The organism is Streptomyces sp. NPDC037271, from assembly GCF_055603605.1.
In genome coordinates, this window is sequence record NZ_JBVJVN010000009.1 from 199,474 (window position 1) to 226,434 (window position 26,961).

General features: G+C 71.6%; 30 protein-coding genes and 1 pseudogene. 15 read left to right on the forward strand and 16 right to left on the reverse strand.

The features are described 5' to 3' along the window. Positions 1-184 precede the first annotated feature (184 nt). The 4 genes from ACZ7G3_RS18325 to ACZ7G3_RS18340 all read right to left on the reverse strand — a co-directional run bounded on the left by ACZ7G3_RS18325 (position 185) and on the right by ACZ7G3_RS18340 (position 2,567). Positions 185-574 (reverse strand): hypothetical protein, encoded by a 390-nt coding sequence (locus ACZ7G3_RS18325; RefSeq protein ID WP_426522826.1) that lies wholly within the window; start codon positions 572-574, stop codon positions 185-187. A 174-nt stretch (positions 575-748) separates the two neighbouring features. Further along, entirely contained in the window at positions 749-1,171 is a 423-nt protein-coding gene (locus tag ACZ7G3_RS18330) for an acyl-CoA thioesterase (RefSeq protein WP_470926714.1), read from the reverse strand. 54 nt (positions 1,172-1,225) lie between these two features. Continuing rightward, entirely contained in the window at positions 1,226-1,879 is a 654-nt protein-coding gene (locus ACZ7G3_RS18335) for a hypothetical protein (protein ID WP_470926716.1), read from the reverse strand. Positions 1,880-1,964: 85 nt separating this feature from the next. Continuing rightward, the gene (locus ACZ7G3_RS18340) at positions 1,965-2,567 is read right to left on the reverse strand and encodes a histidine phosphatase family protein (protein WP_470926718.1); all 603 of its coding nucleotides are present in this window, start codon (positions 2,565-2,567) and stop codon (positions 1,965-1,967) included. Positions 2,568-2,667: 100 nt separating this feature from the next. Here ACZ7G3_RS18340 and ACZ7G3_RS18345 point away from each other — a divergent pair, with 100 nt between their 5' ends. Together ACZ7G3_RS18345 and ACZ7G3_RS18350 are read left to right on the forward strand one after the other, a co-directional pair. Then, entirely contained in the window at positions 2,668-3,495 is an 828-nt protein-coding gene (locus ACZ7G3_RS18345; protein WP_470926720.1) for a helix-turn-helix transcriptional regulator, read from the forward strand. 196 nt (positions 3,496-3,691) lie between these two features. Then, complete coding sequence (locus ACZ7G3_RS18350) at positions 3,692-4,717, forward strand: NHL repeat-containing protein (RefSeq protein WP_470926722.1); 1,026 nt, start codon at positions 3,692-3,694, stop codon at positions 4,715-4,717. A gap of 67 nt (positions 4,718-4,784) precedes the next feature. Here the strand turns inward: ACZ7G3_RS18350 and ACZ7G3_RS18355 are convergent, their stop codons facing one another. Beyond that, the gene (locus tag ACZ7G3_RS18355; protein ID WP_470926724.1) at positions 4,785-5,993 is read right to left on the reverse strand and encodes a pyridoxal phosphate-dependent aminotransferase; all 1,209 of its coding nucleotides are present in this window, start codon (positions 5,991-5,993) and stop codon (positions 4,785-4,787) included. A gap of 87 nt (positions 5,994-6,080) precedes the next feature. Here ACZ7G3_RS18355 and ACZ7G3_RS18360 point away from each other — a divergent pair, with 87 nt between their 5' ends. Then, a complete protein-coding gene (locus tag ACZ7G3_RS18360; protein ID WP_470926726.1) occupies positions 6,081-6,722 on the forward strand; it encodes a winged helix-turn-helix transcriptional regulator in 642 nt (213 codons plus the stop codon). 89 nt (positions 6,723-6,811) lie between these two features. Here the strand turns inward: ACZ7G3_RS18360 and ACZ7G3_RS18365 are convergent, their stop codons facing one another. From ACZ7G3_RS18365 to ACZ7G3_RS18375, 3 genes are all read right to left on the reverse strand, one after another. Then, a complete protein-coding gene (locus tag ACZ7G3_RS18365; RefSeq protein WP_426602120.1) occupies positions 6,812-7,615 on the reverse strand; it encodes a hypothetical protein in 804 nt (267 codons plus the stop codon). Then, positions 7,615-8,880 carry a VWA domain-containing protein gene (locus tag ACZ7G3_RS18370; protein ID WP_470926728.1) on the reverse strand — a complete coding sequence of 422 codons (1,266 nt, stop codon included), beginning with the start codon at positions 8,878-8,880 and terminating at the stop codon, positions 7,615-7,617. Before ACZ7G3_RS18370 ends, ACZ7G3_RS18365 begins: the two co-directional genes overlap by 1 nt. Positions 8,881-8,942: 62 nt before the next feature. After that, complete coding sequence (locus ACZ7G3_RS18375; RefSeq protein WP_470926730.1) at positions 8,943-10,442, reverse strand: IucA/IucC family protein; 1,500 nt, start codon at positions 10,440-10,442, stop codon at positions 8,943-8,945. 121 nt (positions 10,443-10,563) lie between these two features. On the opposite strand from ACZ7G3_RS18375, the gene ACZ7G3_RS18380 reads away from it, so the two are divergent. Together ACZ7G3_RS18380 and ACZ7G3_RS18385 are read left to right on the forward strand one after the other, a co-directional pair. Beyond that, on the forward strand, positions 10,564-12,099 hold the full coding sequence (locus ACZ7G3_RS18380; RefSeq protein WP_470926732.1) for an IucA/IucC family protein: 1,536 nt from the start codon (positions 10,564-10,566) through the stop codon (positions 12,097-12,099). Positions 12,100-12,239: 140 nt separating this feature from the next. Beyond that, positions 12,240-12,728, forward strand: coding sequence for a hypothetical protein (locus ACZ7G3_RS18385; RefSeq protein ID WP_470926733.1), 489 nt, complete (start codon positions 12,240-12,242; stop codon positions 12,726-12,728). Between the two features lie 66 nt (positions 12,729-12,794). Here the strand turns inward: ACZ7G3_RS18385 and ACZ7G3_RS18390 are convergent, their stop codons facing one another. Next, positions 12,795-12,911 (reverse strand): DUF397 domain-containing protein, encoded by a 117-nt coding sequence (locus ACZ7G3_RS18390; RefSeq protein ID WP_470926735.1) that lies wholly within the window; start codon positions 12,909-12,911, stop codon positions 12,795-12,797. 62 nt (positions 12,912-12,973) lie between these two features. Continuing rightward, positions 12,974-13,417: pseudogene (locus ACZ7G3_RS18395) on the reverse strand (Scr1 family TA system antitoxin-like transcriptional regulator); the annotation flags it as partial. On the opposite strand from ACZ7G3_RS18395, the gene ACZ7G3_RS18400 reads away from it, so the two are divergent. Beyond that, a complete protein-coding gene (locus ACZ7G3_RS18400; protein WP_470926737.1) occupies positions 13,381-13,674 on the forward strand; it encodes a hypothetical protein in 294 nt (97 codons plus the stop codon). The pseudogene ACZ7G3_RS18395 and the gene ACZ7G3_RS18400 sit on opposite strands and share 37 nt — an antisense overlap. Before the next feature lie 731 nt (positions 13,675-14,405). Further along, positions 14,406-14,834 (forward strand): response regulator transcription factor, encoded by a 429-nt coding sequence (locus ACZ7G3_RS18405; RefSeq protein ID WP_470926739.1) that lies wholly within the window; start codon positions 14,406-14,408, stop codon positions 14,832-14,834. Between the two features lie 33 nt (positions 14,835-14,867). On the opposite strand, the gene ACZ7G3_RS18410 is transcribed toward ACZ7G3_RS18405, so the two are convergent. Further along, positions 14,868-15,866: a Rieske 2Fe-2S domain-containing protein gene (locus ACZ7G3_RS18410; RefSeq protein ID WP_470926741.1), complete on the reverse strand. Its 999-nt coding sequence runs from the start codon at positions 15,864-15,866 to the stop codon at positions 14,868-14,870. Between the two features lie 71 nt (positions 15,867-15,937). Between ACZ7G3_RS18410 and vph the strand changes: the two genes are divergently transcribed. From vph to ACZ7G3_RS18430, 4 genes are all read left to right on the forward strand, one after another. Then, positions 15,938-16,819: a viomycin phosphotransferase gene (vph, locus tag ACZ7G3_RS18415; RefSeq protein ID WP_470926743.1), complete on the forward strand. Its 882-nt coding sequence runs from the start codon at positions 15,938-15,940 to the stop codon at positions 16,817-16,819. Positions 16,820-16,941: 122 nt separating this feature from the next. After that, entirely contained in the window at positions 16,942-17,220 is a 279-nt protein-coding gene (locus ACZ7G3_RS18420; RefSeq protein ID WP_470926745.1) for a hypothetical protein, read from the forward strand. Between the two features lie 483 nt (positions 17,221-17,703). Then, positions 17,704-18,051, forward strand: a complete 348-nt coding sequence (locus ACZ7G3_RS18425; RefSeq protein ID WP_470926747.1) for a hypothetical protein — start codon at positions 17,704-17,706, stop codon at positions 18,049-18,051. Beyond that, the gene (locus ACZ7G3_RS18430) at positions 18,021-18,104 is read left to right on the forward strand and encodes a DUF6461 domain-containing protein (RefSeq protein WP_470926814.1); all 84 of its coding nucleotides are present in this window, start codon (positions 18,021-18,023) and stop codon (positions 18,102-18,104) included. Before ACZ7G3_RS18425 ends, ACZ7G3_RS18430 begins: the two co-directional genes overlap by 31 nt. A 133-nt stretch (positions 18,105-18,237) precedes the next feature. Here ACZ7G3_RS18430 and ACZ7G3_RS18435 read toward each other — a convergent pair whose 3' ends face one another. Then, positions 18,238-19,167: an alpha/beta fold hydrolase gene (locus ACZ7G3_RS18435; protein WP_398136212.1), complete on the reverse strand. Its 930-nt coding sequence runs from the start codon at positions 19,165-19,167 to the stop codon at positions 18,238-18,240. 156 nt (positions 19,168-19,323) lie between these two features. Here ACZ7G3_RS18435 and ACZ7G3_RS18440 point away from each other — a divergent pair, with 156 nt between their 5' ends. Further along, positions 19,324-20,091, forward strand: coding sequence for an IclR family transcriptional regulator (locus ACZ7G3_RS18440; protein ID WP_426522839.1), 768 nt, complete (start codon positions 19,324-19,326; stop codon positions 20,089-20,091). Between the two features lie 81 nt (positions 20,092-20,172). Here the strand turns inward: ACZ7G3_RS18440 and ACZ7G3_RS18445 are convergent, their stop codons facing one another. Continuing rightward, entirely contained in the window at positions 20,173-20,898 is a 726-nt protein-coding gene (locus ACZ7G3_RS18445) for an SDR family NAD(P)-dependent oxidoreductase (protein ID WP_470926749.1), read from the reverse strand. Between the two features lie 121 nt (positions 20,899-21,019). On the opposite strand from ACZ7G3_RS18445, the gene ACZ7G3_RS18450 reads away from it, so the two are divergent. Together ACZ7G3_RS18450 and ACZ7G3_RS18455 are read left to right on the forward strand one after the other, a co-directional pair. Further along, a complete protein-coding gene (locus ACZ7G3_RS18450; protein WP_470926750.1) occupies positions 21,020-21,415 on the forward strand; it encodes a helix-turn-helix domain-containing protein in 396 nt (131 codons plus the stop codon). A gap of 710 nt (positions 21,416-22,125) precedes the next feature. Continuing rightward, positions 22,126-23,040, forward strand: coding sequence for a HipA family kinase (locus ACZ7G3_RS18455; protein WP_470926816.1), 915 nt, complete (start codon positions 22,126-22,128; stop codon positions 23,038-23,040). 86 nt (positions 23,041-23,126) lie between these two features. Here the strand turns inward: ACZ7G3_RS18455 and aceB are convergent, their stop codons facing one another. Together aceB and ACZ7G3_RS18465 are read right to left on the reverse strand one after the other, a co-directional pair. After that, complete coding sequence (gene aceB, locus ACZ7G3_RS18460; RefSeq protein WP_470926752.1) at positions 23,127-24,749, reverse strand: malate synthase A; 1,623 nt, start codon at positions 24,747-24,749, stop codon at positions 23,127-23,129. Positions 24,750-24,933: 184 nt separating this feature from the next. Next, positions 24,934-25,533, reverse strand: coding sequence for a nucleotidyltransferase family protein (locus ACZ7G3_RS18465; RefSeq protein WP_470926754.1), 600 nt, complete (start codon positions 25,531-25,533; stop codon positions 24,934-24,936). Positions 25,534-25,730: 197 nt separating this feature from the next. On the opposite strand from ACZ7G3_RS18465, the gene ACZ7G3_RS18470 reads away from it, so the two are divergent. Then, positions 25,731-26,045, forward strand: coding sequence for a DUF5955 family protein (locus ACZ7G3_RS18470; RefSeq protein ID WP_426602108.1), 315 nt, complete (start codon positions 25,731-25,733; stop codon positions 26,043-26,045). An 89-nt stretch (positions 26,046-26,134) separates the two neighbouring features. Here ACZ7G3_RS18470 and allR read toward each other — a convergent pair whose 3' ends face one another. Then, entirely contained in the window at positions 26,135-26,938 is an 804-nt protein-coding gene (gene allR, locus ACZ7G3_RS18475) for an allantoin degradation transcriptional regulator AllR (protein ID WP_426522845.1), read from the reverse strand. Positions 26,939-26,961: the final 23 nt, after the last annotated feature.

Sequence of the window (26,961 nt, forward strand, 5' to 3'; positions counted from 1 at the left end):
AAAAGAAGCACCGGGAGGAAGAAAAGATAAACAACAGACCAAACCCCCCCCCCCCCACCCCCCCCCCCCCCCCCCCCCCCCCACACCCACACCCCCCCCCCCCCCCCCCCCCCCCCCCCCCCCCCCCCCCCCCCCCTTCCGGTATCACCGGCTCCGTCCCACCCCGGCCGTCACCGCCGACCGGTCAGGAGAGTTTCACGCAGGTGTTCTCGATGACCCTGCCACCGCGGTCCAGGCCACCGCAGACGAGCAGCGGCTTCCCGCTGAACTCGCGGTTGACGACGAACCGCGCCTTCGACACTCCGGCTGAGCTCTTCGCGTAGTCGCGCACGAAACCACGCAACGTTCCCGGCAGGCCGTCCCTCGTCGTGACGGTGATGTCCTGGACGTAGTCCTTGCCCTGGTGCGCGGTGTTGACGCAGATGTAGGTGCCGCAGCGGGTCGAGACGTCGGCGCTCGCCGGGGCCGCCGTCACCACGCCCCACGCGCATGCTCCGGCGAGGGCCACCGCGACGGTCGTCAACCGCCGCCGCGCCGTCTTCGCCGACCGAACCAACCCCTGGTGTGCGTGCATCGAGCGTTCCCCTCAGTAGCTGTCATGAGCCGATTCCGAGACGATTCATGCTGTCACGCACTCATACCGATGCATATGGGCGCATTCGTTCGCCCGTTGACTCACACGCACTCGTGTCCGCCGTCCACGACACCGGACGCCGGCCCGGCCCGTCGGCCGCGCGGAGACCGAGCCTCACAGGCCGAGCAGCCCGGGTTTTGCCGCGAGTTCCTTGAACCGCCGCCGCGGATCGGCCACCAGCTTGCGGGCGTTCAGGTCCATCAGACCGCCGACGCCCTCGACCTCGGCCGCGATCGTGCCGTCCGCCTTGCGGATGATCTGCCGGATCCGGAAAGTCCTGCCCTCCCCCCACTCGAAGGCGCAGGTCACCGTGGTCTCGTCACCGGCGAGCAGTTCCCGCCGGAAGCGGACGGTCGTCTCCAGGACGACCGGGCCCACACCCCGGGCCACCAGGTCGGCCTGCCGGATGCCCGCGGCCTGGAGCAGTGACCAGCGGGCGTGCTCGGCGTAGTTCAGGTACACGGACTGGTTCAGGTGGCCCTGCGTGTCGCTCTCGTACCCGCGGACCGTCACGGGTACGGAAAACGGCTCGCTCACCGCTGCCGCCTCTCCTCGTGGGTGCACTGACCGACCGATCCTGGCACGAGTGCCTCACACCTTCCGCGGCGAGGCCAGCAGGTAACGGGCCCGCGTGCGCGGCTCGGTGTGCTCCCCGACCTGCCACCCCGCCCGCTCCAGCGTCACCGCACAGCCGCGCAGCGCCGTACCGTCCGGCTCGTACACGGCGACGGCCTCCGGCTGCGGCGTCGCGCGCACCCGGTACCCGGCCCCGCCGTCCGGCCCCGCCGGGCGGTGCCCGGCGGCCTCCAGGGCGAGCGCGGCGGCCTGCACGAGATGCTGGCGCTCCCACCCGCACGGCCGGTCCGTCGCCCCGTCGGAATGCGTCATCCGGCGCAGCTCCAGCAGCCCCTGCCAGGCGCTGCGCACCTCACGCAGCCGCGCCGGCCCGGCATCGCCCGGCACGGCCTCCTCCCCGCCCACCCGCGCGGCGAACACACCGCCGGCCGCGGGCTCGGCCGACGCCGCGGGCCCGGCCGGCACCGGTGTCTCCGGCTCGGCGGGAGCCTCCCGTATCCGATGCCCGGCCGGCGTCAGGAAGTGGTCGTGCGGCGGGCGCGGGTGCCGGAAGGCGAGCCCCCGTTTCACCAGCGCGGCGAGCTGAGCCTCCGTCCCCTTCAGCCGCCCGCTGACGGGGTCGGCGGCGTCGATGACACGCCGCTGCGCGGCGGTGGGCGACAGTGCCACGGCGTCCTCCCTCCCTCACCGGTGATGCCACCGCTGACGCCACCGGTCACGCCACCGGTGGTTCCACCGGTGATGCCTTCGAAGGCTACGACGGAGGTCTGACATTCCAGGCCGCGATCACCGGTCGCGCGTGCTCCGTGCCCAGCCGGCACAGCGTGCCCGTGCCCAGCTGGAACAGCGCCCCGTGCGACGCCGGAAGCCCCAGGTACCGCGCGGTGAGCGCCCGGAGGAAGTGCCCGTGTGCCACCAGCACCACGCACCCCTCCGTGTTGGCGAAGGCGGCCTCCACCCTGGCCAGCACCCGGTCGGCGCGCTCGCCGACCTGTTCCGGCGTCTCCCCGGGATGCTCCGGCGGCCCGGGCGCGACCCCGTCCGTGAACAGGAACCAGTCCGGCCGGCTCCGGTGGATCTCGACCGTCGTGATGCCCTCGTACCCGCCGTAGTCCCACTCGTGCAGGTCGGGGTCGATCCGCACCTCGTCCCGCAGTCCGATCAGCTCGGCCGTCTCCCGGGCCCGCTGGAACGGGCTGACGAACGCGGCCCCGATCCGGTGCGACCGGATCAGCGGCACGAGACTCCGCGCCTGCTCCCGCCCGTGCTCGGTCAGCGGGACGTCCGTCAGGCCCGTGTGCCGTCCGGACCGCGACCACTCGGTCTCACCGTGCCGGACCAGAAAAAGATCACCCATGCCGCCCAGGCTACGGGCGCAAGCCCGGCGATCGCTGCGCACGCGCCCCGGCGACGCACCGCCTGCGGACAGTGAGGCCCAGGAAGACGATAATGGGATCATGCAGTCACGCGGCGAGTTGGGGGACTTCTTACGCTCACGACGGGCCAGGATCCGGCCCGAGGACGTCGGCTTCGCCTCCGGCGCGGGCCTGCGGCGCGTGCCGGGACTGCGCCGTGAGGAGCTGGCGCACCTGGCGGGGGTGAGCATCGACTACTACGTACGCCTGGAGCAGGGCCGCAACCGCAGTGTGTCGGACGCCGTGCTCGGGGCGGTGGCCGCCGCCCTGAGGCTGGACGAGGACGAGCGCGCCCATCTCTTCCGGCTCGCGCGGCCCCAGAAGCCGGACCCGGAGATCGGGCGGTCCGGCGGTGGGGAGACGCGCCCCGGAGTGCGTCGGCTGCTGGACTGGATCACCGCTCCGGCGCTCGCCATGGGCCGCCGGATGGACGTACTGGCCTGGAACCGGCCGCTGTGCGCCCTCATCACCGACTTCGCCGCACTGCCGGTGGCCGAGCGCAACCTGTGCCGGCTCCATCTGCTGAACGACGAGATCGGCCGCCGCTACCCCGACCGCGAGATGATCGCCCGCGAGGCGGTGGGCCATCTCCGCATCGCGGCGGGCCGTTTCCCCGAGGATCCCGAACTGTGGCGGCTGGTCGGGGAACTCAACGAGGGCAGCGAGGAGTTCCGGCGCCACTGGCAACAGCACACGGTGCGTACCAAGTCCCACGGCCTCAAACGCATCGACCACCCCGTCGCCGGCCCACTCACCCTTTCCTACGAGATCACCCGCTTCCCCCAGGACCCCGAGCTGAGCCTCCTCGTCTACACGGCCGCTCCGGGCTCGCCCGAGGAGGAGGCGCTGCGCGTCATGGCCAAGGCATAGGCCCGCGGGGGAGTCCGGGAGTCCGGGAGTCCGGAGTCCGGGAGTCTGGCAGTCCGGGAGTCCGCCGGTGAGGGGGGACTGGGAGTACCCAGGTTCGCCGTGTCTCCGGTGGGACGGAGCGGAGGGAGCCGGCCCGCGGCCCGTCCAGGATGAACAGGACCATCCATTCGCCCCACCGACCCCGCCGAGGTCCTCCATGCGCCTGTTCGCGTCCGCCCTGGCAGCCGTCACCGCGCTCGCCCTCACCGCCGCCACCGGCTCCCAGACCGCCACCGGCTCCGAACCCACCGCTGGCTCCGAATCCACCGCAGGCTCAGGGGCCGCCACCGCGCGGCTCCCCGACCACTACGTGATCCCGGGGGAGAAGGCCTTTCCCACCGGTGTGGCCTACGACCCGCGCAGCGGGCACTACTACGTGGGCAGCGCCCAGGACGGCACCCTCTACCGGGGACATGTCCGCAAACCCACCGCGCGGGTCTGGTCGCCCGGCGGGAAGGACGGACGCTCCTTCACCGCCGGCATGACCATCGACGGCGAGGGACGGCTCTACGTCAACGGGGGAGGTACGGGCACGCTGCGCGTCTACGACACGTCGAACGGCTCCCTGCTGACCACACTGCACGGAACGAAGGGCGGTTTCGTCAACGATGTCACGGTAGCCGCGGACGGCACCGCCTACGTCACCGACTCCTTCAAGCCGGTCGTCTACCGACTGACCGAGGACGAGCGCGGCCGGTGGGAGCTGGAGCACTGGCTCGACGTCGACGCCTCGGGCATCGACTGGGTCGACGGACAGCACAACCTCAACGGCATCGTCGCGGTCGGCACCGACCACTTGCTCGCCGTCCAGAGCAACACCGGAAAGCTGTGGCGCGTCGACCGCTCCACCGGCCGTACCGCCGAGGTCGACCTCGGCGGCCACACACTTGTCAACGGCGACGCCCTGGCATGGAGGGACGGCCGCCTCTACGTGACGCAGGGCAACCTGTACGCCGATCCCGACACCCAGCCGCAGGTCACCGTCGTCGAGATGAACGACGACCTCACCCACGGCCGCCTCGTCGACCGTCTGGTGCCGCCGGAAGGACTCCTGCACCCCTCCGCCGCGGCCCTCACCGACCACGACCGCCTTCTCGTCGTGAACAGCCAGTACAACCGCTGGGTCGCCGGACTTCCCCCGGAGAGCCTCCCCTTCACGGTCTCCAGCCTGCCTCTCGGGTAGCGGACGACCGACCGGCACGGCGCCGCACGGACGTGCGTCCCGGGTGCCGCTCCCCAGGGGCCGGCGGCTACTGCCGGTACCCGCTGAGGAACCGCCCGATCCGCCCGATCGCCGCCTCCAGGTCCTCCGCGTGCGGCAGCGTCAGGATGCGGAAGTGGTCCGGGCTCGGCCAGTTGAAGCCGGTGCCCTGGACCACCTGGATCTTCTCCCTCAGCAGCAGGTCCAGCACGAACCGTTCGTCGTCGTGGATCTTGTGCACGGCCGGGTCGATGCGCGGGAAGGCGTACAGTGCGCCCTTGGGCTTCACGCAGGAGACGCCCGGGATCTCGTTCAGTTTCTCCCAGGCCACGTCCCGCTGTTCGCGCAGTCGTCCGCCCGGGGCCGTCAGCTCGAGGATGGACTGGCGGCCGCCGAGCGCGGCCTGGATGGCGTACTGGGCGGGCGCGTTGGCGCACAGGCGCATGGAGGCCAGCATGGTCAGGCCCTCCAGGTAGTCCTTCGCGTGCTGCTTCGGCCCCGTCACCACCAGCCAGCCGGAGCGGAAACCCGCCACCCGGTACGTCTTGGACAGGCCGCAGAAGGTCAGCACCACCAGGTCGGGGGCGAGGGACGCGGCCGAGTGGTGCACGGCGTCGTCGTACAGGATCTGGTCGTAGATCTCGTCGGCGAGGACCATCAGGCCGTGCCGGCGGGCGAGGTCGAGGATGCCCTCGACGATCTCCTTGGGGTAGACGGCGCCGGTGGGGTTGTTGGGGTTGATGATGACGACCGCCTTGGTGCGGTCGGTGATCTTCGCTTCCATGTCGGCCAGGTCGGGGTACCACTCCGCCTGTTCGTCGCAGAGGTAGTGCACCGCCTTGCCGCCCGCGAGGGTCGTCACCGCCGTCCAGAGGGGGAAGTCGGGGGCGGGGATCAGGACCTCGTCGCCGTCCTCCAGCAGGGCCTGCACGGCCATGGAGATCAGCTCGGAGACGCCGTTGCCCAGGAAGACGTCGTCCACGTCCACCTCCAGGCCGAGCGCCTGGTAGCGCTGGGCGACGGCCCGGCGGGCGGAGAGGATGCCGCGGGAGTCCGTGTAGCCGTGCGCCCGCGGCAGCATGCGGATCATGTCCTGGACGATCTCCTCGGGCGCCTCGAACCCGAAGAGGGCGGGGTTGCCGGTGTTCAGGCGCAACACGCTGTGCCCCGCCTCCTCCAGCGCGTTGGCCTGCTCGATGACCGGGCCGCGGATCTCGTAACAGACCTCGCTGAGCTTGTTCGACTGCCGGAACTCCATGCGCGGCTTCCCCTCCGGAATCTGGTGTTGCTTGGTTTTACCAAGTAGCCGCTTGGAAAGTCCAACAACTTGTCTACACTGCGTCGCATGTCACCTCGCCGAAGCTACGACCAGTACTGTTCCGCCGCCCGCGCGCTCGACGCCGTCGGCGACCGCTGGACCCTGCTGATCGTCCGGGAGCTGCTCGCCGGTCCGCGGCGCTACACCGACCTGCACGCCGACCTGCCCGGCGTCAGCACGGACGTGCTCGCCTCGCGGCTGAAGGACATGGAACGCGACGGGCTGACGACCCGGCGCCGGCTGCCGCCGCCCGGAGCGGCGTACGTCTACGAACTCACCGAGCGCGGCCGCGAGTTGCTGCCGGTACTGGAGGCGCTGGGTGCGTGGGGCGCCGGCGAGCTGGGGGAGCGGCGGCCGACGGACGCCGTACGGGCGCACTGGTTCGCGCTGCCCCTGCTGCGGGCGGTGCGGGAGGCCGGGGTGGGGGAGGGCGTCGTCGAGGTCCGGCTGGAGGAGGGGGACTTCCACCTGTACGCGGGCGCCGACGAGCGGGGTCCCGTGTACGGCGACGGACCCGCACCGGGGGAGCCCGACGCCCGGCTGGTGCTGGACGCCGGGACCTGCGCGGCGCTGAGCCGCGGGGAGACCGGTCTGCGGGACGCGGTACGGGACGGGCGCGTCGAGGTGACCGGCGACGGCACGGTCGCCAAGTCGCTCCGGGAGGAGTGAGAGGGGAGTGAGAGGGGGGTGAGAGGGAGGGACGAGAGGGAGGCGTGAGACGACGGAAGGCCCGCCGGGGCGGGCCTTCCGCGGTCGCGTCAGACGGTCGGCGGTACTCGGGACGGCCGTCCCGAGCCGCGGGTCAGCGCGTATCCGCCGATGCCCGCGAGCGCGGCCAGCACGCCGCCGATCCCGGTCCACACCCACCGGTCGGACCACCAGCCGGAGGACCAGCCGTCCTCGGGCTCGATGGCGGACAGTACGGCCCCGCCGTCCGAGTCCTCCTCGTCGGCCGGGGACTTCACCGCCACGCCCGGCACCAGCGGCTCGGCCAGCGAACCGTCCACCGCCGCCGCCCCGCCGATGTCCTTGGAGTCCACCCGGACCTCGGTGGAGACCGGGACACCCAGGTCGGACGTCGGCACGTTCACCGCCGTCAGCCGGATGTAGTACGTGCCCGGCAGCGGGTCGTTGGCCCACGGCTCGGACCAGGCGCGGACCGTGCGCAGCACGCAGGCCAGCTCCACGGTGGGGGCGTTCGCCGCCGCGGTGCGGGTCTGTGCCCCGTACTGGCAGGCCTGGCGGCGGCGCAGACCGTCGTACACGTCGATCCGCCAGGTCTCCGCGGCGTGTGTCTCCGGCAGCTTCACCGTGGCCTTCACGGTGGGACGCTGACCGGCGTCCGCCGGGAACGACCAGTACAGGTAGTCGCCCGCGGAACCGCTCGCCGTGGCCTGCTGCTCCTGCTCGATCTCGGTCGCCGTGCGGAAGGAGGTGCCCGCCGTCGTCGGCGCACCGCCATCCTCCGAGGGGCTCGCCGAGGGCGAGGAGTCGGCCGCCGCGGGGGTCGCGGCGAGGCCGAGCAGCAACGCCGCGGTGCCCCATGCCCGGGTGATACGCATCAGTTGGTCCTCCAGACCGCGAGCCGCCAGCGTGACAGCCAGCCCCACAGCAGACCGGCGGCGAAGCCGATGAGCACCAGCACACCGAGCAGCCACCAGCCGCGCCCGAGGCCGAAGGAGGCCACGTCGTCGGCGTCGCCCGGACCGTCCACGACGTCGACGGTCAGCTCCAGCGGCAGCCCGGGGGTGGTCTTCACTCCGGAGGCGACGGAGAAGGAGTTGGTGACCTGGAGGCACACGGTCTCGGCCGGGGCGTCCTCCTCGTCGCTCTCCGCCTTGGGGTAGCGCAGCCCCGTGGAGATCACATCCGTACGGCCGTTGCCCGCCGCCTCACCGCGCACGATCTCCCGGCCGTGCACCGTCACGGCCCGCAGCAGCACCCCGTAGGACGGGTTCACGGCACGGTCCGCGCCCACGCTCACCGAGGCGCGCAGCTCCTGGCCGGGCAGCACGTCCACCCGGTACCAGCGCTGCTTCCCGAACTCCTCGCGGTCGGTGTACAGCCCCGACTTCAGCGTCGGCGCCTTGGCGCACGTGTCCGCGCCCTCGGTGGCGACCGGCGTCACCACGGGGTCGGCCGCGCGGTCCACCAACTGGTTGACCTTGTCGGTGAGTTCGTCGGTGTGCTCGACCGAGGTGTACGTCCCGCCGGTGGCCTCGGCGATGCAGCTGAGCTGCTGCCGCATCTTGGTGTTGGGGACCAGGCCCAGTGTGTCGATGGTCAGCCCGATGCCCTTGGCGGCGATCTCGCGGGCCACCTCGCACGGGTCGAGCGGGGCGCAGGTGTCCTCGCCGTCGCTGATCAGCACGATGCGCTTGGAGCCGTCGCCGCCGTCGAGGTCGTCGGCCGCCGCGAGGAGCGCGGGGCCGATCGGCGTCCAGCCGGTGGGCGCCAGCGTCGCCACCGCCGTCTTGGCCTCGGTGCGGTCCAGCGGGCCGACCGGGTAGAGCTGCGCGGTGTCCTTGCAGCCGGTCTTGCGGTCGTCGCCCGGGTAGTCGGCGCCCAGGGTCCGGATCCCGAGGCGCACCTCCTCGGGCGTCGCGTCGAGCACCTCGTTGAACGCCTGCTTCGCCGCGGCCATCCGCGTACCGCCGTCGATGTCCCGCGTCCGCATCGAACCGCTGACGTCGAGCACCAGGTTGACCTTCGGCGCGTCCTCGCCCGTGGGTTCACCGGCGGCCGCTCCGGCCGGGAAGGCGATCCCGGCCGTCAGCGCGGCGAGCAGGGCACAGGCACCCGCCGCCAGCCGTGTTCTTGTGATCATCGGCGGATCCTATTGATCAGTGGCGCCGGGCTCCAAAACGAGACCGCGACGACGCCCCGACTTCACCTCCAGTGCAGCGGATTGGGCAGCCCCGCCCACAGGTCCCCGGCGTTCCCCGGCGAAGTGCGCATCAGCGTCAGCGCCTTCACCGGCAGCGGCTCCTCGCACAGCGCCACGACGTCGGGTGTGCGCGGCAGTTCGCGTACGGCCGCCTCCAGCGCGTCCCGCAGCGCCGCGCCCGAGCCCGCCGTCGCCGCCAGCGCGCCTCCCACCAGCGAGCCGAACAGCTTGCGGCGCAGCACCACCGGGTCGTCGGTGACCATCCGGGCGGGCAGGTCCGGGGCGTCGACGCCGTGGCGGGCCAGGCGCGCCGGGCTGACCCGGATGTCGGCCAGGTCGCGGTAGACCAGGCGCAGCGGATCGCCCGCCGGGGACAGCACCACGAGGAGGTTCTGGCCGTGCGCCTCCAGGGCCACGCCCACCTCCAGCAGGCGCAGCCCCACGGTGAGGGCGAGGCGGGCGAAGTCCGCCCGCCACGCGGGGGAGCCGGGCAGCCCGGTGCTCGCCAGCGCGGCCACCGGGACGACGTGCTCGCCGGGGGCCGCGTACACCCGGGGCGGCTCGCGCAGTACGGCCGCCAGGTCGGGGGAGCCGGCGGCCACCGCGCCCAGGGTGCGGGTGACGTGCAGCAGCCCGTCCGCGCGCGCCGCCAGCGCCTGCCCGAAGTCCGACACGTGGGCCGACGCGGCGATCGAGGCGACCGAGATGTCCCGCACCGACGACGTCAGCCGGGCGCTCAGCGCGGTCTTGACGTGCGGCCCGCCGGGCACGGCCAGTGTCCGCAGGGACATCAGCGGATGCGCGGCGAGCCCCTCCTCGCACGGCCGTTTGAGCACGTGCGCCGCCTGCCACGGATGCACCGGGACCAGTACCGTCGCCCCGTCCCGGAACTCCCCCGGCCACACCCCCGTCACCAGGCAATCGGCCGCAGGGACCGGCACCAGCCCCAGCCCCACCACGGGCCCGTGCTCCGGCCCGTACGCGAGCTGCTCCGCCACCGAGAAGCCCGGCCGGGAACGGCAGTTCGGGTGGTACGGGTGCCCGTCGACCACCCGCCGCTCCCAGCCCCAGTCGCTGCCGGGCCACTCGTCCGGGTGAATCTCCTGACCCGCCCGCGAGAGCGCCAACGACGCGGCACTGTGCCCGAGTTCCGCGGCGAACCCGGCGGAGTGCGGCACGCCGAGGTCCGTCACCAGCCGCGCCGGATCGTCGTACGCGGCGTCGTCGAGCCGTACGACGGAGACGTACGCGTCCGTGCGGTACGGGTCGGCCGCCGGACCGGCCAGCCGGCGGCCGTCCCGCAGCCGCAGGACGAGCCCGTCCCGGGCGGGCTCCCGGCCCGCGATCCACGGCAGCGGTTCGTGGGCGAACGCACGCCACAGCCGGGTCAGCACGGCCGCGCGGGCACCGGCCAGCGAGGCCGTGTACCGGGCGACCAGACCGGGGCGGACGGCCGCCAGCTCGTCGGCCACCTCGGTCTCTGCGCTGGGGGGACGATGCACGGGCGGGCTCCTCGGGTACGAGTAGGACGTCACGGCGGAGGGACGGCGACGGACATACTGATCGTCTCCGGCAACTCCGCCACCTCCGCCATGGACAGCATGGACAGACCGTAGGGAACGAGTGGAACGCGTGGATCTCCTGCCCCCGCCCACCGGCGCCGACTCCGCCTCCCAGGGTGACGTCGTGGAACGCGCCGACGCCTACGCGGCGGTGCCACTGCTGAACTGCCTGCTGCGCGAGGTGGCCGAACCCCTGCCGGGGCCCGGCACCCGGCCGGTGTACCGGCTGCCCGGCGGCAGACTGCTGCGGGTGCGCGAGGGCCGGCGGCCCGCCGAGCCCGAGGTGCGCGCGGCGGGCGGCTGGCACCGAGTCGGCCACACCGAGCTGGTGAAACTCGTCGCGGAGGAGCTGCGCCGGCACACCGGCCTGCCCAACCACGAACTGCCCACCGAGATCACCGACAGCCGGGACGCGGTGGCCGCGCTGCTGACGGCACGCGCGCGTGCGACCCCGCCCGACGACCCGTATCTCCGCTCCGAGCAGTCCCTCCTCACCGGCCACACCCACCACCCCGCCCCCAAGGCGCGCGGCGGCGGCCCGCACGCCGGCTGGCTGCCGTACGCGCCCGAGGCGCACGCCCGCTTCCCGCTGACGCTGCTCGCCGTGCGCGAGGACACGGTCGTCGACGAGGGCGACACCGCCGCCCTGGACGCCCTAGGCAAGGCCCCGCCCGGCTACCGGCTGCTGCCCGCCCACCCCTGGCAGCTGAACCTGACGGCGCCCGCCCTCGCCCCCGCCTTCGCCGACGGCCGCCTCCTCCGGCTGGGCACGACGGACTTCCCCACCTGGCCCACGGCCGCCGTCCGCACGGTGTACGTCCCCGAGTACCTCCCCGGGCACGACCTGTTCCTCAAATTCAGCCTCGACGTGCGCATCACCAACGACATCCGCCGCCTCTGGCGCCACGACCTGCTGAGACTGCGCCGCACCGACACGGCGGCCACCGAGGCCTTGGACGCCGTCGGACCCCCGGCGGCCTGGCTCGGCGACCGCGGCTACCGCACCGCGGACTTCGCCTTCGAGGAACTGGCCGTCGTCGTCCGCGACGGACTGCGCGACCGCGTCCTGCCCGGCGCGACCCCGCTCCTCGCCGCCGCGCTCGTGGAGGGCTTCCCGGACAACCCCCTGGAGAACGCCACGGACCCGGCGGCCTGGTGGGAGGCCTACCTCGCCACCGTCGTCCCGCCGGTCCTGACCGCCTTCGCCGACGACGGCGTCGTCCTGGAGGCGCACCTGCAGAACACCCTCATCGCCGTGGACTCCTCCGGCACACCGGTGCAGGCCCTGTTCCGGGACGCCGAGGGCGTCAAACTCCTGCCGGACACCTCCCGGCAGGACGGCTGGGAGCGCCTCGTCTACTGCCTCGTCGTCAACCACCTGTGCGAGATCGCCGCCGCCCTGGCCGAACACCACCCCGGCCTCGACCCCTGGCCCGCCGCCCGCCGCGCCCTGTCCCGCCACGACCTCCCCGAGATCCCCGCCCTCCTCTCCTCTCCGACGCTCCCCGGCAAGACCAACCTCCTGCTCCGCTGGACGGGCGCGGACGGCGCCGCCGCCCGCTACCGGCCGCTGGCCAACCCGCTGCTGGAGGCCTGAGCGGAGCGGGTCGAGGAGAGCGGCCGGTCAGCCGGTCACGGTCCGGCGGCCGGCCTGCCCGGGGGCCGATGACCCGTCAGGACCGGCCGCACGGCACAATGGCCAGTCGCTCGGCGGGGGAGAGGACGGCGGACAACGACATGCGACGGCGACAGAGGCGCACGGCCCTGGCATGCCTCGTCACAGCGGCACTGCTGACGGCGACGGCCTGCGCGCCCCCGGATCTCGGCCCCCTGCCGCCTCGCTACTCGGGCCCGCCTCTGTCCGCGGACACGGCGGTGTCGGAGATGCGGTCGGCACTGGCGGCGGAGGGCGTCGTGGTGGACAGGGAGCCCTCGGGCGGCCTGGGGAGATGCCTGGAACGGCTCTCGGGACGGCATGCTCCGGAGACGGTGGACGCCGCACTGAAGTCGGCCTTCGCGCGGGCCCGTTCCGAGTACGGCTGGCAGACCGGTCCCGACATGGGCAGCCGGACGCTCACCCTCACGAAGGGCAACTGGACGGTCACGGCCGGCCTTCCCGTCAAGCCGGCGCAAGGCATCCAGGCACCGGTGACCATGTCCCTGATATGCCTGGACGGCAGCGGTACGCCCTCTGCCGCCGGCCCGGCACCGTCGAACGCCGCGTGAACGCCGCAAGCGGAGTGCCCCGCCCGGAGACGACTCCGGGACGGGGCACTCCGCTGTGCGGCGGCGTCAGCCGTTGGCCGCGTACGTGAGGAAGCGGGTCCACGCGGCCGGAGTGACGGCGAGCTGGGAACCCTGCCGCACCTTCGAGTCCCGGACGTGGATCGTCTCAGGGCACGACGCCACCTCGACGCAGTCCCCTCGGCGTAACCGAGCCACCTGTTCTCCACTGTCTCCAGCACCTGAATGGGGCCGTCGAAGCCTGCGTGATCCACTTGCCGCAACGGCGTGATCTGCAGCTCCACGTTGAACTGATCCGCTCGCGCCGGCAAGTTGTCGATCAGTGGTCTCGTCACCTCCGGCGCACCTGTACCGCGTTCGATCAGCGCCTGTTCGATGATGAAGCTGAATGAGATCGGCGGCCTGCGTCGGAGGAGCTCCTGACGGTCCAGGCGGGCTGTCAGACCCTGATCACGGCCACCCCGGTCAGTCTCTTCCGCCCCCACACTCCCGTCCGCGGCGGCAACGAACAGCCTGAACAGGCAGTCACTGCGCCAGAGTTGTCCATCGAGGTCGTCGAACCGCAGGTTCTGCCGCCGCGGGGGACCGCGGTCGAGTCGAAGTGTGGGTGCCTCCCAGCGGCGAGGTCCCCCTGGTGACGGGCAGGCAGCGAGTCGGCATCCACCAAGCACTGGCCGGCAGGATACTGACGGTCTGGGCGAGCCACCGCAGCGTCCACTTCCTTCTCGACGGGCACCTGGTCACCACGGTCCCGTCCCGGCTGCGGCCGGGGGACCTTGCCTACCTGACCGTGCGCTACGGCGCCCGTCCGGCCGGTTGCGCGCCAGCATCCGCCGCCCTGCCCAGGGCCCGCAGTAGCACGGTCATCCTCGCCGCCGGCGAACCGGTCGAAGTCGACCGCACGGTCTTCGCGGCTGGTTCCGCTTGATGCCGTGGCAGGCCCGTCACGGTGCCGACGGCGGGTAGTGCGGTGCCTGCCGGAGCCCGCCGCGTGTAAGGGGCACTCCCCCCTACCCTGTATTTCACAGTTCTGAACCTCCAGCAGTGTGATATCTGCAGCTGGCTGCGTTCGGAGCTAGCCCCAAGGGGATAGGAAAAGAAAATGAATCGCAAGTACACGACCCGCCCAATTCCTGTCAACCCATCCTCATTGGTCATGCCAAGAAGTGCTTCAATATAGCCCCTCTTTCAATGTCAAAGTATGCTCTGATCTGCTTGGATGGGAGAGAGGCCCCCCTTGGTGGAGGGTGTGGGTGGCTGAAAATTTCTAAACGCCCTCCGAATTTCAGTCAATCAGTTAACAGTAAAGCAACGTCCAAGAATTTTGGATCTAACATTGCTCGTGGCCTGGCGGTTCTTGCAGGGCTGCAAAGCGAGCAAGGGGGAGACCGTGCGGCGCGGCACCGGAAGAAGGGCCAGACGCCCGAGTCCGGATTCTGTTGGCGGAGGACAGGGACGTCTATCGGAACGGCCTGTTCGTCCTGCTCTCCGAGATCACCGATGCCGAGGTGGTCGGCACCGCGTTCGATCGAGAGGAGTTGGTACACCAGACGACCCGGTTGATGCCGGACGTCGTAGTCGCGGGATCCTCCCTGGTGCTCCCCGAGGGCCTGGCGATCGTCAGTCGGCTACCCAGCGCCGTTTTCCGGCAGCACTGTCATGGCGGCCGAACGCGACACCGACGAACTGCTGTGTGCGGCGCTCGCGGCCGGGGTGCACAGCTACGTTCCGCTCAGCTCGCCGCGCGAGGACTTCGATGTCGCAATCCAGGCCGTTGCCGCGGGCGGAGCCTTCCTTCCCATGGACGTCACGCGACGCCTCGTCAGGAACTTCCATCTGGTGCCCCGCCGCACAGACAGACCGGCGGAGCTGGAGCTTCTCAGCGCACGCGAGCGGCAGGTACTCTTGCTCGTCGGAGACGGCCGCAGCAACCGGGAGATCGCACGCACACTCCGGGTCAGCGAGGCCACGGTCAAGAGCCATGTCTCACGCATCCTCGCCAAGCTCGAGTTGCGCGACCGGGTCCACGCCGCCCAACTGGTGTGGCGGCTCGGCCTCGACTCCCCGTCTCTCCTTTCGCAGTCCTGAGATCTCCGGGAGCGAGTTCGATGTCACGGCGACTCATGTCACTGCCTTTCCTTGAAAACTCTCCAGCAGCTCCGCGTACACCCGTCGGTAGGTGATGCTGAACCGGTCCGCGGGAGTGTGCACCTGGGAGTGAATGTCCAGGGGTGCCTCGGCGGGCCACTGGTTCTCCACGATGGGGTGGTCCTCCTCGAAGACCTGCCGTTCAAAGCCGAGCACGTCGGCCAGGTCGGCCCCCTGCGCGGTGGACACGGCGTCCGTGCCGGCCAGCCAGAACTGTCGCACCGTCAGCCCGTCCGCCGAGACGGGGGTGGCCACCTGCGCGACCAGCCGACGCCCGCCGGACGGCGAGGAGACGCAGATCGATGCGAACATAGGCAGAGTGATGCGGTAGTCAAGCTGATGGCTGAACTCCTCGGCGAGCTCGTCGGGCACCCCTTCCGAGCCCAGCGAGGAGGACCATGCGAGCTGCCAGCCGTCCCGGGTGATGCGATAGGGCTCCACCACCTTGTCCACGTGGCCCATCGAGTCCGCGTGCACGAAGGGGAAGTGGGCCTTGTCCCGGAAGTTCTCGGTCAGCAGCCGCATCCCGCAGTTCAGGGTGTATGGCTCGCCCGCGCCGAGCTGCCAGTTGTCGTCGACGTACTTGGGCAGTCGTGGCAGAGGCAGGAAGGGATCGCCCAGGCAACTCCATACCAGGCCGTAGGCCACCTGGGTGGGATAGGTGCGCAGTGCCGCGTGCGGCCTGCTCCGGCCGGGCGGCAGCGAGGGAACGCGCGTGCACCGCCCGCTGCCCGTTTCGAACAGCCAACCGTGGTACGGGCATTCCAGCGCTCCCTCGCGCAGCTGCCCGAGTCGCAGTGCTGCACCCCGGTGTGGGCAGAAGCCCTGCGCGACGGTGACGGAACCCTCGTTCCCGTAGACAACGAGAGCCTCGCCGAGGATGCTGCCGCTCGCGACGCCGTTCTCCATGTCCACGACCCGGGCGACCGGGAACCACATGTGCCGCAGCATCTCGTGCTCGACCGGATCCATTGTCACACCCCTTTTCCTGATGACTCGACACGCCGGCAGGCACCAGTCGTCAGCCGGTGGACGTCTGAGAAGTGGAGAGTTCGCCCACTATGGGAATCATTGAGACGCATCGCGATCTGCTGACCCGACTGCTGCCTGGAGACTCGGCGGACGAACTCGCCGTCCACGAAGGGCAGTTCCACCACGTGGTGATCGGCTCGGACCGGGTGGTTTGCTTCGCCCGTACCGAGGCGGCCGCGGAGCGGCTGCCCGAGAGGGCGGCCGCGTTGCGTGCCCTCGCCGGGATCGACCTCGGCTTCCGCACCCCGCAGCCGCTCTCCGAGGGGGGCGCCCAGGGTACGGCCGGACCGCCGTACCTGGTGTTGAGCCGGATCCCCGGAGCACCGTTGGGGGAGGACGCGCTCGACAGCCCCGAAGTGGCGGAGACGGTCGTCCGGCAGTACGTCACGCTTCTCTCCCGTCTCGCGGCTGCGGGCAACGAGGAGAAGGTGCGCGCCGCGCTGCCGGAGGCCCCCGCGGGTGAGTGGCAGGAGTTCGCGGCGGGAGTGCGTGCGGAACTGTTCCCGCTGATATCCGCTGGAGGCCGTGAGCGTGCCGAGCGCGAGCTCGCCGCGCTTGACGCCCTGCCCCGTCTCACCTCCGCCGTGGTCCACGGCGACCTCGGCGGCGAGAACGTCCTGTGGGAGACGGTGGACGGAGTGCCACGCCTGAGCGGCGTCGTCGACTGGGACGAGGTCAGCATCGGCGACCCGGCCGAGGACCTGGCCGCCATCGGGGCAAGCTACGGCGAGGAACTGCTGACCCGGGTGCTCGCGCTCGGCGGCTGGGCCGACAAGGGAACGGCCGAGCGGATCTCGGCGATCCGTGGCACCTTCGCGCTCCAGCAGGCCCTCTACGCGCTGCGCGACGGCGACGACGAGGAGCTCGCCGACGGCCTCAGCGGCTACCAGTAGAGCCCGCGGGGTCGGGCTCTGGCCCGGCCGGAGGGTCAGGCGGAACGAGGCCGGCGTGTGGGACGAACTGCACCTGGTGCTGCTGAAATACCGGCTCCGGCCGCCTGTTGTTCAATGCCGCGATGCACCCGGCCGCCGAAGACGCTGCCTTCGCCGGCCGCGCGATTCCGGACGGCTCCCTCACCACCCGGGACGGCATGCGCCACCTGTTCTACTGGCCGTTCAACGCCGATCTGAACACCGTGAAGGCCGACGACAAGGTCAAGCAGATCGCCACCCTCGGGGAATTCACCTCCTTCGAGGACGAACAGAACGACGGCACCTACGGCAAGAACGTCAACGTTCCTGTCCTGTCGCTCTGGGCCAGCACGATGACCTGTACTTCGACCCTGCCGATCTGAACACGACCCTCAAGGCGGAGACCGCCGCTTACCCGGCCAGCCCTGACGTCGATGTGAAGTCCATTCCCGGAGCCGGCCACGACCTCGCCCTCCAGCGCAATGCCGACAGCACCACCAACATCATCAACAAATGGCTGTCCCGCAAGTTCTAGCTCGCGCACCGCGGCGCCGGGTACTCGGCCGGGCGTCCTTGGCCTTCCCCGGCGCCCGGCATGCGTTCCAGGTGTTGACCGCCGTTCATGTCGAGCTGGAACCGGCCGTAGGGGTTCACGTGAGTCTGGAGCCGAGCGCCGGACAGGCCTGTTCCCTCGGAGAAAGATCTCGCGGGTACCGGGAGGCCCCTGGCCCTCAAGGAAAGGGCACACGGCGACAGTGACCGACACCGCGCACGGCGGCACCGGACGGTTCCCGGCCCGGGGCGAACCGACTCAGCACCTTCCTCGTCCTCCGCACTGCCTCACTCGCAGCCAAGGGGACGTGCTCATGAGAGAAATCACGACGGAAGCCGACTACACCGACATTTTCGGCACTGACGCCGATTTCGAGGAGTCGCACTGCTTCACCTACGTGCAGACTGTCCCCCCGGAGGAACTCCTGGGGGAGCTGAAGGCTCTGCGGGTCACCGCCGGGCCGGCGGTGACCGGGCTGAGCGCGCTGCGCGAGTGGACGATCGAGTACTGCCGTGGAGGCAGCCACCCTGATGACCTGCTCCACGTCATGCGCAAGGTGGGATTCGGGCCGATGGAAGACCCGGACGCGGACGAGGACGAGGTGAAGAGCCTCACCCCGGCCAGTTCGCCTTGGCGCACCACGTCACCGGAGTCCGGCTGACGCGCCTGCTCCTGGAGACGGCGGAGTTCACCTGCGGGCTGGTGACGAAGTGACCCGCCACCTCCTGGCTGCGGGCCTGAGACCCCGGCAGAGCGGCGGGCCGCTCGGTCACACGCACCCGCCCACCGGCCGGCCGTGGAGCTCCGGCGCTCGAGGCCCGACCGCGCGTGCCCGCGCGGCGCCCGGTCACGGGGCCAGTGCGGCCGCCCACCGTGTGAAGATCTCGGCGTACCGTGCCGGGTCGGACTGGTGCATCATGTGTGACGCGTCCGGCACCGACTCGTAGTCGACCTTCACCCCTGCCGCTTCCATCAACCGCCGGGCCTGTGCGGCCTGTTCGTCGGAGAGTGCCCCGAGCAGGTTTCCGGTCTCCTGGTCGGTGCCGCGCATGTGGTGCGTGAGGAGCACCGGCGTGTTGACCCGGCCCAGCATGCGCTCGTGCGGGCAGTTCAGCCCGACGGTCCCCTCGTAGAAGGCCCGGGCCCATTCCGGGTCGTACTCCTTCAGGTGCTGCGGGATCGCGTCCGCCACGAAGGACCGCGCCATCGGCGACGCCGAGGCGCCGGCCGCGCGGCAGAACTCCTCCCAGTCACCCACACTCCACTGGTCGCCGAGATACGTGCGGAACAGCTCGAAGACCGGGCCTGCCCCCTGCCGGACCGAGTGACCGTGTGCGGGGACGAGCTCGGACGCGAAGAACGGCGGGTCCTCGCACAGGACGCCGCGGAGCTGACCGGGCATGGAGTACGCCGACAGCCACGCCGCGAGGACGCCGCCGGAGGAATTGCCCGCGACGACGACGGGCCGCTTCACCACCAGGGTGATGAACCGGACCAGGTCGTTGCCGAAGTTGTCGAGGCTGTACCGCTTCGGGGTCCAACTGCTGCGCCCCTGGCCCCGCAGGTCGACGGCGTAGACGTGGAAGTGCTCCGAGAGGAGGCCCATCGCCTCCTCGTACGACCACCAGGATCCCGTCTGCTCGGGGATCAGCAGCACGGCGGGCCGGTCCGGGTCACCGGCCTCGGCATAGTTCATGGTGATCTCGCCGAGATCGACCTGCTGTTCGGGGTAGGCGTGAGGGACGTGGACGTCGCGCAGCGCGGGGCTGTTCACCATTGTAATCTCCTCGGTCTGTGCTGCCCGTCGTTACGGGCGGACGGCGCTTCCCGCGGCCCGGCGCCGGTGATCAGAGCCGGCGCCCGCCCTCATCGGGTGGGCACGTCACAGAGCTATTATTCGAACCGTGGCAGACGACGCGCACCGACGATTCCGATGAGTGGAACACCGGTACAAGTCCCGCGCTCGGGCAGGCCGTTGCGCGGCGAGCCGGTCCTGGAGCGGGCCTTCCGGGTCCTGGGTGCCTTCACCGAGGCGGGCGAGGGCCTGGCACTCCACACACTCGCGGCCCGGGCGGGCCTTCCGAAGAGCACCACGTCCCGGATCGCGGCTCAGCTGATGGAGGTGGGAGCCCTCGAACGCCTCGACAACGGCGACTTCGTCGTCGGTCTGCAACTGCTCGAGATCGCCTCGCTGGCACCCCGCGGCCATGGACTGCGCGCCGCCGCGTTGCCGTTCATGCAGGACCTGCACCGGGTCACCGGCCAGCACATCCTCCTCGCCGTGCGCGACGGTGACGAGGCCGTTCTGGTGGAGCGGCTGTCCGCACGGGGCGCGGCGGCGGTCAAGTACCGGGTCGGCGGACGCCTTCCCCTCACCGGGACCGGCATCGGCATCGCCCTGCTGGCGCACGCCCCCGGGCGCATACGGAAGGAAGCGCTGGCCGGCGCGGACGACGCGGCCTGTGTCCGCCGGCTCCTGGCCACCGTCCGCACGGACGGCGTCTGTGCCGTGACGGTGCCCAACCCACTGCGCTCCGGGCCCACCGCCATGTCGACCGTCGCCGCCCCGATCCTGAACCGCCGCGGCGACGCACTGGGCGCGTTGTCGTTGGTCGCACCCGATGAGGGCGGGCCCCGTACCGCGGCCGTGACGGCGCTGCGCAGGGCGAGTCTGGCGATCTCCCGGGCCGCGGGGCCGTGAACACGTCTGCGCCGGACAGCAGACCGGCGCCCGTCGGCGGGAACGCCCACGGCCCGGCCCCCTGTCACCGCTCCGGCCGCCTCAGGGCTCGACGAACTTGTCGGCCAGTCCCCGGTCCAGGTAGTCGTCCGGCAGATCCTGGATGACCAGCTCGGGTTCGGTCCGCCCGGTGTGCAGCCGCCAGTAGGCGTCGGCGATCGTCTGCGGCTGGGAGTCGTGGCCCCCCTGGCCGATGAAGGCGGCGATCGCCACGTGCGCGGCGTAGACGCCGGTACCGGAGAGCGCCGCGTGCAGGTTGAGGACCCAGTTGCGCATCCCACCGGTGGCGATCTGGACGTTCGCCACCTGCGGGGCGATCACCGGCCCCGACCCCGCCCCGCTGCTGACCAGGATCGTCCCTGTGCCACGCTCCAGCATGCCGGGCAGGACGTGCTGCACCGCCGCCACGCCCCCGAGCAGATAGAGGTCCAGCTGGGCCAGAACCGAGTCGACGGTGACCTTCGTCGCCTCGACCAGCGGCGCCCGGCGCAGGTCGGCCAGGGACGGCGCGGGCGAGTACTCGAGTATGTCGATCGGTCCCAGCCGCTCCTCGGCGGCGCTGAGCGCCGCGTGCAGAGCGGGACGGTCGGTCACGTCGGCGGGGAACGCCTCGGCCCGCACGCCCGTGTCGGACAACTCGTCGGCCACCGCCTGCAGCGTCGTACGGCTGCGGGCGATCAGCGCCACGTCGACCCCCTCGGCGGCGAACCGCCGGCCGATCGCGCGCCCGAGTTGACGGCCTGCGCCCACGATCGCGAGCGTGCTCAATTTCGCCACCTCGTTACCCTTGTATCGACATTCCTGACGGCGCACGCCGCCATGGTGGGCCGGATGCTGGACCGTCTCGGGCCGGCCGGGGGTCGACGCCGCCCGCGGCACTCTGGCCGAGTTGGCCCGGGCCGCCGCCGGGGGCGGCCTGGACGACGTGGAGCCCCTGTTGTCGCCGGCCCTGGCCCAAGCCGCGCGGGACCTGGCCGACCGCCGGCTCACCGACCCCGCTCTGTCCCCCTCGGCTCTCGCCCGGGAGCTGAACGTCTCCCCGCGTACCCTCCAACGGGCCTTCGCCAGGGAAGGCCGACCGCTGAGCGCCTACATCCGGCGCCGCCGCCTCGAGGAGGCATGCCGCGCGCTCTTCGCATCGCACCGGCGCATGACCGTCACGGAGACAGCCGCCCGCTGGCAGTTCGCCGACAGCGGCCACTTCGCCCGCGCCTTCCGCAAGTACTACGGCCGGACCCCGACCGACTACGCCGCGACCGCTGCTCGTGAAACGGATGCCACATAGCTGGGCGGGGCCGGTGCCGCCACCCGCCCACGCCAGGGACGGCCGGGTCAGCCGACGCACACTACCAGCAGACAGAGCTGCGACGACGACGGTTCCGCCGCGGGTGGTGTCCGGGACACGTCCTCGTCGGCGCCGTCGCCAGGCGCGGGGCTGGGAGATGGTCAAGCGGACGTCGACCTTGCGGCCGATCATCTGCCATGGCACCGAGCAAAGAGTGCGGCCGACCTTGATGTGGATGTCCGTGCTGGTCTACGTAGTTGCGGTCCCATGGAGCGCACGTGTCTGCTTGATCAGCCCGGTCGGAACCGGGGCGATCTGCCTCTGGTCCATCACCTGGTTGATGACCAGCTCGGTCGCACGCCTGGACTGGAAGACGATCCAGGAAATATCGGACCCGGAGAACGCCGCAACCTTCGATAGACGCTCCCGGAGCGCCGCGGCCAGTAGGGGAGGCGGCACAGCGGGCACCGGACGTGGACGGCGCCGCAGGGAACGTCGGTCCTTCGGCCGGTGCACACGCAGCACAGCGGACAGCGTCCGGCCCCGGTGGTCTTCGTCGCAGGCTTGCTTACGGGCAGTCCTCATTCGTCCAAACTGGTCGCCTACCCTGCGGGGATCGTGGGCAACGGAGGGGACCGATGGTTCCTGCCTCCCCGCCCCGGAAAAGTGATCCGTGGATTATAAGGCTGAAGAGATGGGTGGCCTGGGAAGTGTTGAAAAAGGTCGTAGCGACTCGCTACGTCGAGCCCCTGCGCACCGGCGGCTCCGTCCCCGGCGTCGTCGAGGCCGACGACCTCGGCACCTACGTCGTGAAGTTCACCGGCTCCGCGCAGGGCCGCAAGGCGCTGGTCGCCGAGGTGATCGTCGGGGAGCTGGCGCGTGAGCTGGGGCTTCGGGTGCCGGAGTTGGTCCTCACGCACTTCGACCCGGCGATCGCCGCCGGTGAACCGCACCAGGAGGTGCGGGACCTGCTGGACGCCAGCGCGGGACTCAACCTCGGTATGGACTACCTGTCTCGCGGCGCCGACTTCACGCCCGACGTCGCGGACATGTTCCCCGTCGGCTCCGAGGAGGCCGGGCGCGTCGTCTGGCTGGACGCCCTCACCGTGAACGTCGACCGGACGGTGCACAGCTCCAACCTGATGGTCTGGCCCACCTCCGGCGTCGCGGTGCCGCGCCTGTGGCTGATCGACCACGGGGCGGCCCTCGTCTTCCACCACCGCTGGGGTGCGTCGCCGCCCGAGAAGTCGTACGACTTCCGCCACCACGCCCTCGGCCACTCCACGCCCGACGTCCGGGCCGCCGACGCCGAGCTGGCGCCGAAGGTGACTCGGGAGCTGCTGTGCGACGTGGTGGCGCGGGTGCCGGAGGCCTGGCTGACCTGCGAGGCCGGCTTCGACACGCCGGACGCGGTCCGCGCCGCCTACGTCGGCTATCTGGACGCGCGCGTGCGGGCCTCGCGGGAGTGGCTGCCCACCGACTTCCCGACCCGTGAGGAACTCGCCGCCGAGAACGCCGCCCGGGCGGCACGTACCGAGCGCGGCCGTCCCGACTGGCTCAAGCGGGTCCCCGACCTGCACGGCAAGCCGCCCGCCGAGCAGGACTGGTCCGTGCACCTGGGCTGACGCGCGTCCGCCGGGCCGACACACGTCCGCGCCCCCGGTGCTGTGCGGTACCGGGGGCGCGGACGGACGCGGGAGCGAACCGGGCGTCAGCCCTTCAGCTGCTCGTACGCCGGCAGGGTCAGGAAGTCGGCGTAGTCCTCGTCGAGGGAGACGGTCAGGAGCAGGTCGTGGGCCTGCTGCCAGTTGCCGGCCGTGAACGCCTCGTCGCCGATCTCGGCGCGGATGTTCGCCAGCTCCTCGGCGGCGACCTTGCGGGCCAGCTCGGCGGTGACCTGCTCGCCGTTGTCGAGGACGACCTCGGCGTTGATCCACTGCCAGATCTGCGAGCGGGAGATCTCGGCGGTGGCCGCGTCCTCCATCAGGTTGAAGATGGCGACGGCGCCGAGGCCGCGCAGCCAGGCCTCGATGTAGCGGATGCCGACCTGCACGGCGTTGACCAGGCCCGCGTACGTCGGCTTGGCGTCCAGGGAGTCGATCGCGATCAGGTCGGCCGCCTTGACGTCGACGTCCTCGCGGAGGCGGTCCTTCTGGTTCGGCTTGTCGCCGAGGATCTTGTCGAAGGACTCCATGGCGATCGGGACCAGGTCGGGGTGGGCGACCCAGGAGCCGTCGAAGCCGTCGCCGGCCTCGCGGTCCTTGTCGGCGCGGACCTTCTCGAAGGCGACCTTGTTGACCTCGGCGTCCCGGCGGGACGGGATGAACGCCGCCATGCCGCCGATCGCGTGCGCGCCGCGCTTGTGGCAGGTGCGGACGAGGAGTTCGGTGTACGCGCGCATGAACGGGGCGGTCATCGTCACCGCGTTGCGGTCCGGGAGGACGAACTTGGCGCCGCCGTCACGGAAGTTCTTGACGATGGAGAAGAGGTAGTCCCAGCGGCCCGCGTTCAGCCCGGAGGCGTGGTCGCGCAGTTCGTAGAGGATCTCCTCCATCTCGTACGCGGCCGTGATCGTCTCGATCAGGACGGTGGCGCGGACGGTGCCCTGCGGGATGCCGACGTAGTCCTGCGCGAAGACGAAGACCTCGTTCCAGAGGCGGGCCTCCAGGTGCGACTCCGTCTTCGGGAGGTAGAAGTACGGGCCCTTGCCGAGGTCCAGCAGGCGCTGGGCGTTGTGGAAGAAGTACAGGCCGAAGTCGACCAGGGCGCCGGGGACCGGCCGGCCGTCCACCCGGAGGTGGCGCTCGTCGAGGTGCCAGCCGCGCGGGCGCATGACGACCGTCGCCAGTTCGGCGTCCGGGCGCAGGGCGTAGGACTTGCCGGTGCGCTCGTCCGTGAAGTCGATGGTGCGGGTGTAGGCGGAGGCCAGGTTGAGCTGGCCGAGGACGACGTTCTCCCAGGTCGGGGCGGAGGCGTCCTCGAAGTCCGCGAGCCAGACCTTCGCGCCCGAGTTGAGGGCGTTGATGGTCATCTTGCGGTCGGTGGGGCCGGTGATCTCGACCCGGCGGTCCTGGAGCGCGTCCGGAGCGGGGGCCACCTTCCAGGAGTCGTCCGCGCGGATCGCGGCCGTCTCCGGGAGGAAGTCGAGCGTGGAGGTGCGGGCGATCTCGGCGCGGCGCTCCGCACGGCGGGCGAGGAGCTCGTCACGCCGGGGCGTGAACCGCCGGTGCAGCTCGGCCACGAAGGCGAGCGCCGCATCGGTGAGGACCTCCTCCTGCCGGGGCAGGGGCTCGGCGTCGACGATGGCCAGCGGGGACGGCGCTGGTGCGGACATGAGCTGTCACTTCCTTCAGCGGTGGCACCGGGTGCCAACGGGCGCGTATGGGGCGAAACGCACCCGTTGTGCGGCCGGGTGCTTCTGTTCAGTGGATAGTAGTTTCCTCATCGTGGAACTTCAATGGTTTGTTGATGTCGAGATTCTCCGGGTCGAGGGACAGTGGCGCTCGGTGCCATCTCCCTCACTCAAGGTGGACCAGGTCGGCCTCGGCGTCGATGTCGTAGGGCCGCGCCACGTCCCCGCACTCCACGAGCGCGATCTCCGCCTCGTGCGCCCTCAGGTAGGCGCGTGCCCCCCGGTCCCCGCTCGCGGTCGCGGCGACACCCGCCCAGTGGGCGGCGCCGAGGAGGACCGGATGCCCGCGCACGCCCGCGTACGCCGCCGAGACGAGTGACGTCCCGTCCCGGTACCCGGCACGCACCCTCGCCATCGCCTCCGCGCCGATGCCGGGCTGGTCCACCAGCGAGACCAGCGCCGCCCCCGCCCCCGTACCCGCCAGCGAGGCGAGCCCGGCGCGCAGCGACGACCCCATGCCGTCCTCCCAGTCCGGGTTGTCCACGAGAACGCACCCTTCGAGCGTCGCCCGCGCCCGTACGTCCTCCGCCCGTGCCCCCAGGACGACGTGCACATGGGCGCAACCGGCCGCACGCAACGCGGCGACCGCGTGTTCGACGAGCGGATGTCCCCGGTGTTCGAGCAGCGCCTTGGGGCGTCCGCCGAGCCGACGCCCGCCCCCGGCGGCCAGCAGCAGCCCCGCTACCTGGTCTTCGTTGTCCGTCATGCGTCCTGCATACCCGACCGCCCGCCGGACGCTCAGGCGTGCGCGGGGTTTCCGGAGGCTGAATTTCGGCCCGCGCGGTGGCGCGTGCGGTGCGGGGTGGCGTTTACTGGCCCGCGTCCCCGGTGTCGGCCGACGCCGCAGGGGCGCGGCACGTTCACCGCGGAGGGGCGCACAACGGGGTGCGAGGGGGAGGGGCTGTGTTGCGGAGCTTGGGGCAGAGACACGTGACCGTCGGCGACGAGGACGTGAGGGTGACCGCACTGCGGACCGCTGTGTCCCGGTTGCGCCGCCAACTCGCCCTGCTGCCCACCGATTTCCCGGACCGGGCCGTCGCCGAGGACGAACTGGCCGGCCTCGCCGCGATGACGGACCACGGTGTCCCCGAGGTGCCGCGGCTGCACCGCTCCCTGCTGCTGATAGCGGGCGCGATCGGCTCCGTCAGCGCCCTGTCGCCGGGGCTGACGGACGTCCGTCACGCGGTGGAACTCTTCGGCACCCCGCCGCGCCGGTGAGGCGCTGACGCGCCGCCGGCGCGGGTCGGCGCGCGACGCCCGCAGCCCCCGGCCTCAGGAGGCCGGGGGTGGTCCGTTCGCGGCGCGCGTCAGGAGGCCGGACTGCCGTTCGAGGCGAGCAGGGTCTCCGACAGTTCCGCCGCCACCTGCTGGAGCAGCGGCACCATCCGGTCGGTCGCGGCCTCCGTGACCCGGCCGGCCGGACCGGAGATCGAGATGGCGGCCGCGGTGGGGGAGTCCGGCACGGAGACGGCCAGGCAGCGGACGCCGATCTCCTGCTCGTTGTCGTCGATCGCGTACCCCTGGCGCCGCACCTCCTCCAGCGCCGCGATGAAGCCGTCCGGCGTGGTGATCGTCTTCTCGGTCGCGGCCGGCATGCCGGTCCGCCCCAGCAGGGCCCGCACCTCCTCCGCCGGGAAGTTCGCGAGCAGTGCCTTGCCGACGCCCGTGGAGTGCGGCAGGACGCGCCGGCCGACCTCGGTGAACATGCGCATCGAGTGCTTGGACGGCACCTGCGCGACGTACACGATCTCGTCCCCGTCGAGCAGCGCCATGTTCGCCGTCTCGCCGGTCTCCTCGACCAGGCGGGCCAGGTGCGGGCGGGCCCAGGTGCCGAGCAGCCGGGAGGCGGACTCCCCGAGCCGGATCAGACGGGGGCCGAGCGCGTAGCGCCGGTTGGGCTGCTGGCGTACGTATCCGCAGGCCACGAGGGTGCGCATCAGGCGGTGGATGGTCGGCAGCGGCAGTCCGCTGCTCGCGGAGAGCTCGCTCAGGCCGACCTCGCCGCCCGCGTCCGCCATCCGTTCGAGCAGGTCGAAGGCGCGCTCCAGGGACTGGACGCCACCTGTGGCGGACCTGGCGGAGTCGGTGGTGCTGGCGCTGGACGTCGGCACGGCACGTTCCTTTCGGGGCTGGC

Excerpts from the sequence above, each read along its gene's own strand:
- ACZ7G3_RS18325 (WP_426522826.1), bottom strand. The coding sequence starts at position 574 with ATGCACGCACACCAGGGGTTGGTTCGGTCGGCGAAGACGGCGCGGCGG.
- ACZ7G3_RS18340 (WP_470926718.1), bottom strand. The coding sequence starts at position 2,567 with ATGGGTGATCTTTTTCTGGTCCGGCACGGTGAGACCGAGTGGTCGCGG.
- ACZ7G3_RS18345 (WP_470926720.1), top strand. The coding sequence starts at position 2,668 with ATGCAGTCACGCGGCGAGTTGGGGGACTTCTTACGCTCACGACGGGCC.
- ACZ7G3_RS18350 (WP_470926722.1), top strand. The coding sequence starts at position 3,692 with ATGCGCCTGTTCGCGTCCGCCCTGGCAGCCGTCACCGCGCTCGCCCTC.
- ACZ7G3_RS18355 (WP_470926724.1), bottom strand. The coding sequence starts at position 5,993 with ATGGAGTTCCGGCAGTCGAACAAGCTCAGCGAGGTCTGTTACGAGATC.
- ACZ7G3_RS18360 (WP_470926726.1), top strand. The coding sequence starts at position 6,081 with ATGTCACCTCGCCGAAGCTACGACCAGTACTGTTCCGCCGCCCGCGCG.
- ACZ7G3_RS18365 (WP_426602120.1), bottom strand. The coding sequence starts at position 7,615 with ATGCGTATCACCCGGGCATGGGGCACCGCGGCGTTGCTGCTCGGCCTC.
- ACZ7G3_RS18370 (WP_470926728.1), bottom strand. The coding sequence starts at position 8,880 with ATGATCACAAGAACACGGCTGGCGGCGGGTGCCTGTGCCCTGCTCGCC.
- ACZ7G3_RS18385 (WP_470926733.1), top strand. The coding sequence starts at position 12,240 with ATGCGACGGCGACAGAGGCGCACGGCCCTGGCATGCCTCGTCACAGCG.
- ACZ7G3_RS18405 (WP_470926739.1), top strand. The coding sequence starts at position 14,406 with ATGGCGGCCGAACGCGACACCGACGAACTGCTGTGTGCGGCGCTCGCG.
- ACZ7G3_RS18410 (WP_470926741.1), bottom strand. The coding sequence starts at position 15,866 with ATGGATCCGGTCGAGCACGAGATGCTGCGGCACATGTGGTTCCCGGTC.
- ACZ7G3_RS18420 (WP_470926745.1), top strand. The coding sequence starts at position 16,942 with ATGCACCCGGCCGCCGAAGACGCTGCCTTCGCCGGCCGCGCGATTCCG.
- ACZ7G3_RS18425 (WP_470926747.1), top strand. The coding sequence starts at position 17,704 with ATGAGAGAAATCACGACGGAAGCCGACTACACCGACATTTTCGGCACT.
- ACZ7G3_RS18435 (WP_398136212.1), bottom strand. The coding sequence starts at position 19,167 with ATGGTGAACAGCCCCGCGCTGCGCGACGTCCACGTCCCTCACGCCTAC.
- ACZ7G3_RS18440 (WP_426522839.1), top strand. The coding sequence starts at position 19,324 with ATGAGTGGAACACCGGTACAAGTCCCGCGCTCGGGCAGGCCGTTGCGC.
- aceB (WP_470926752.1), bottom strand. The coding sequence starts at position 24,749 with ATGTCCGCACCAGCGCCGTCCCCGCTGGCCATCGTCGACGCCGAGCCC.
- ACZ7G3_RS18465 (WP_470926754.1), bottom strand. The coding sequence starts at position 25,533 with ATGACGGACAACGAAGACCAGGTAGCGGGGCTGCTGCTGGCCGCCGGG.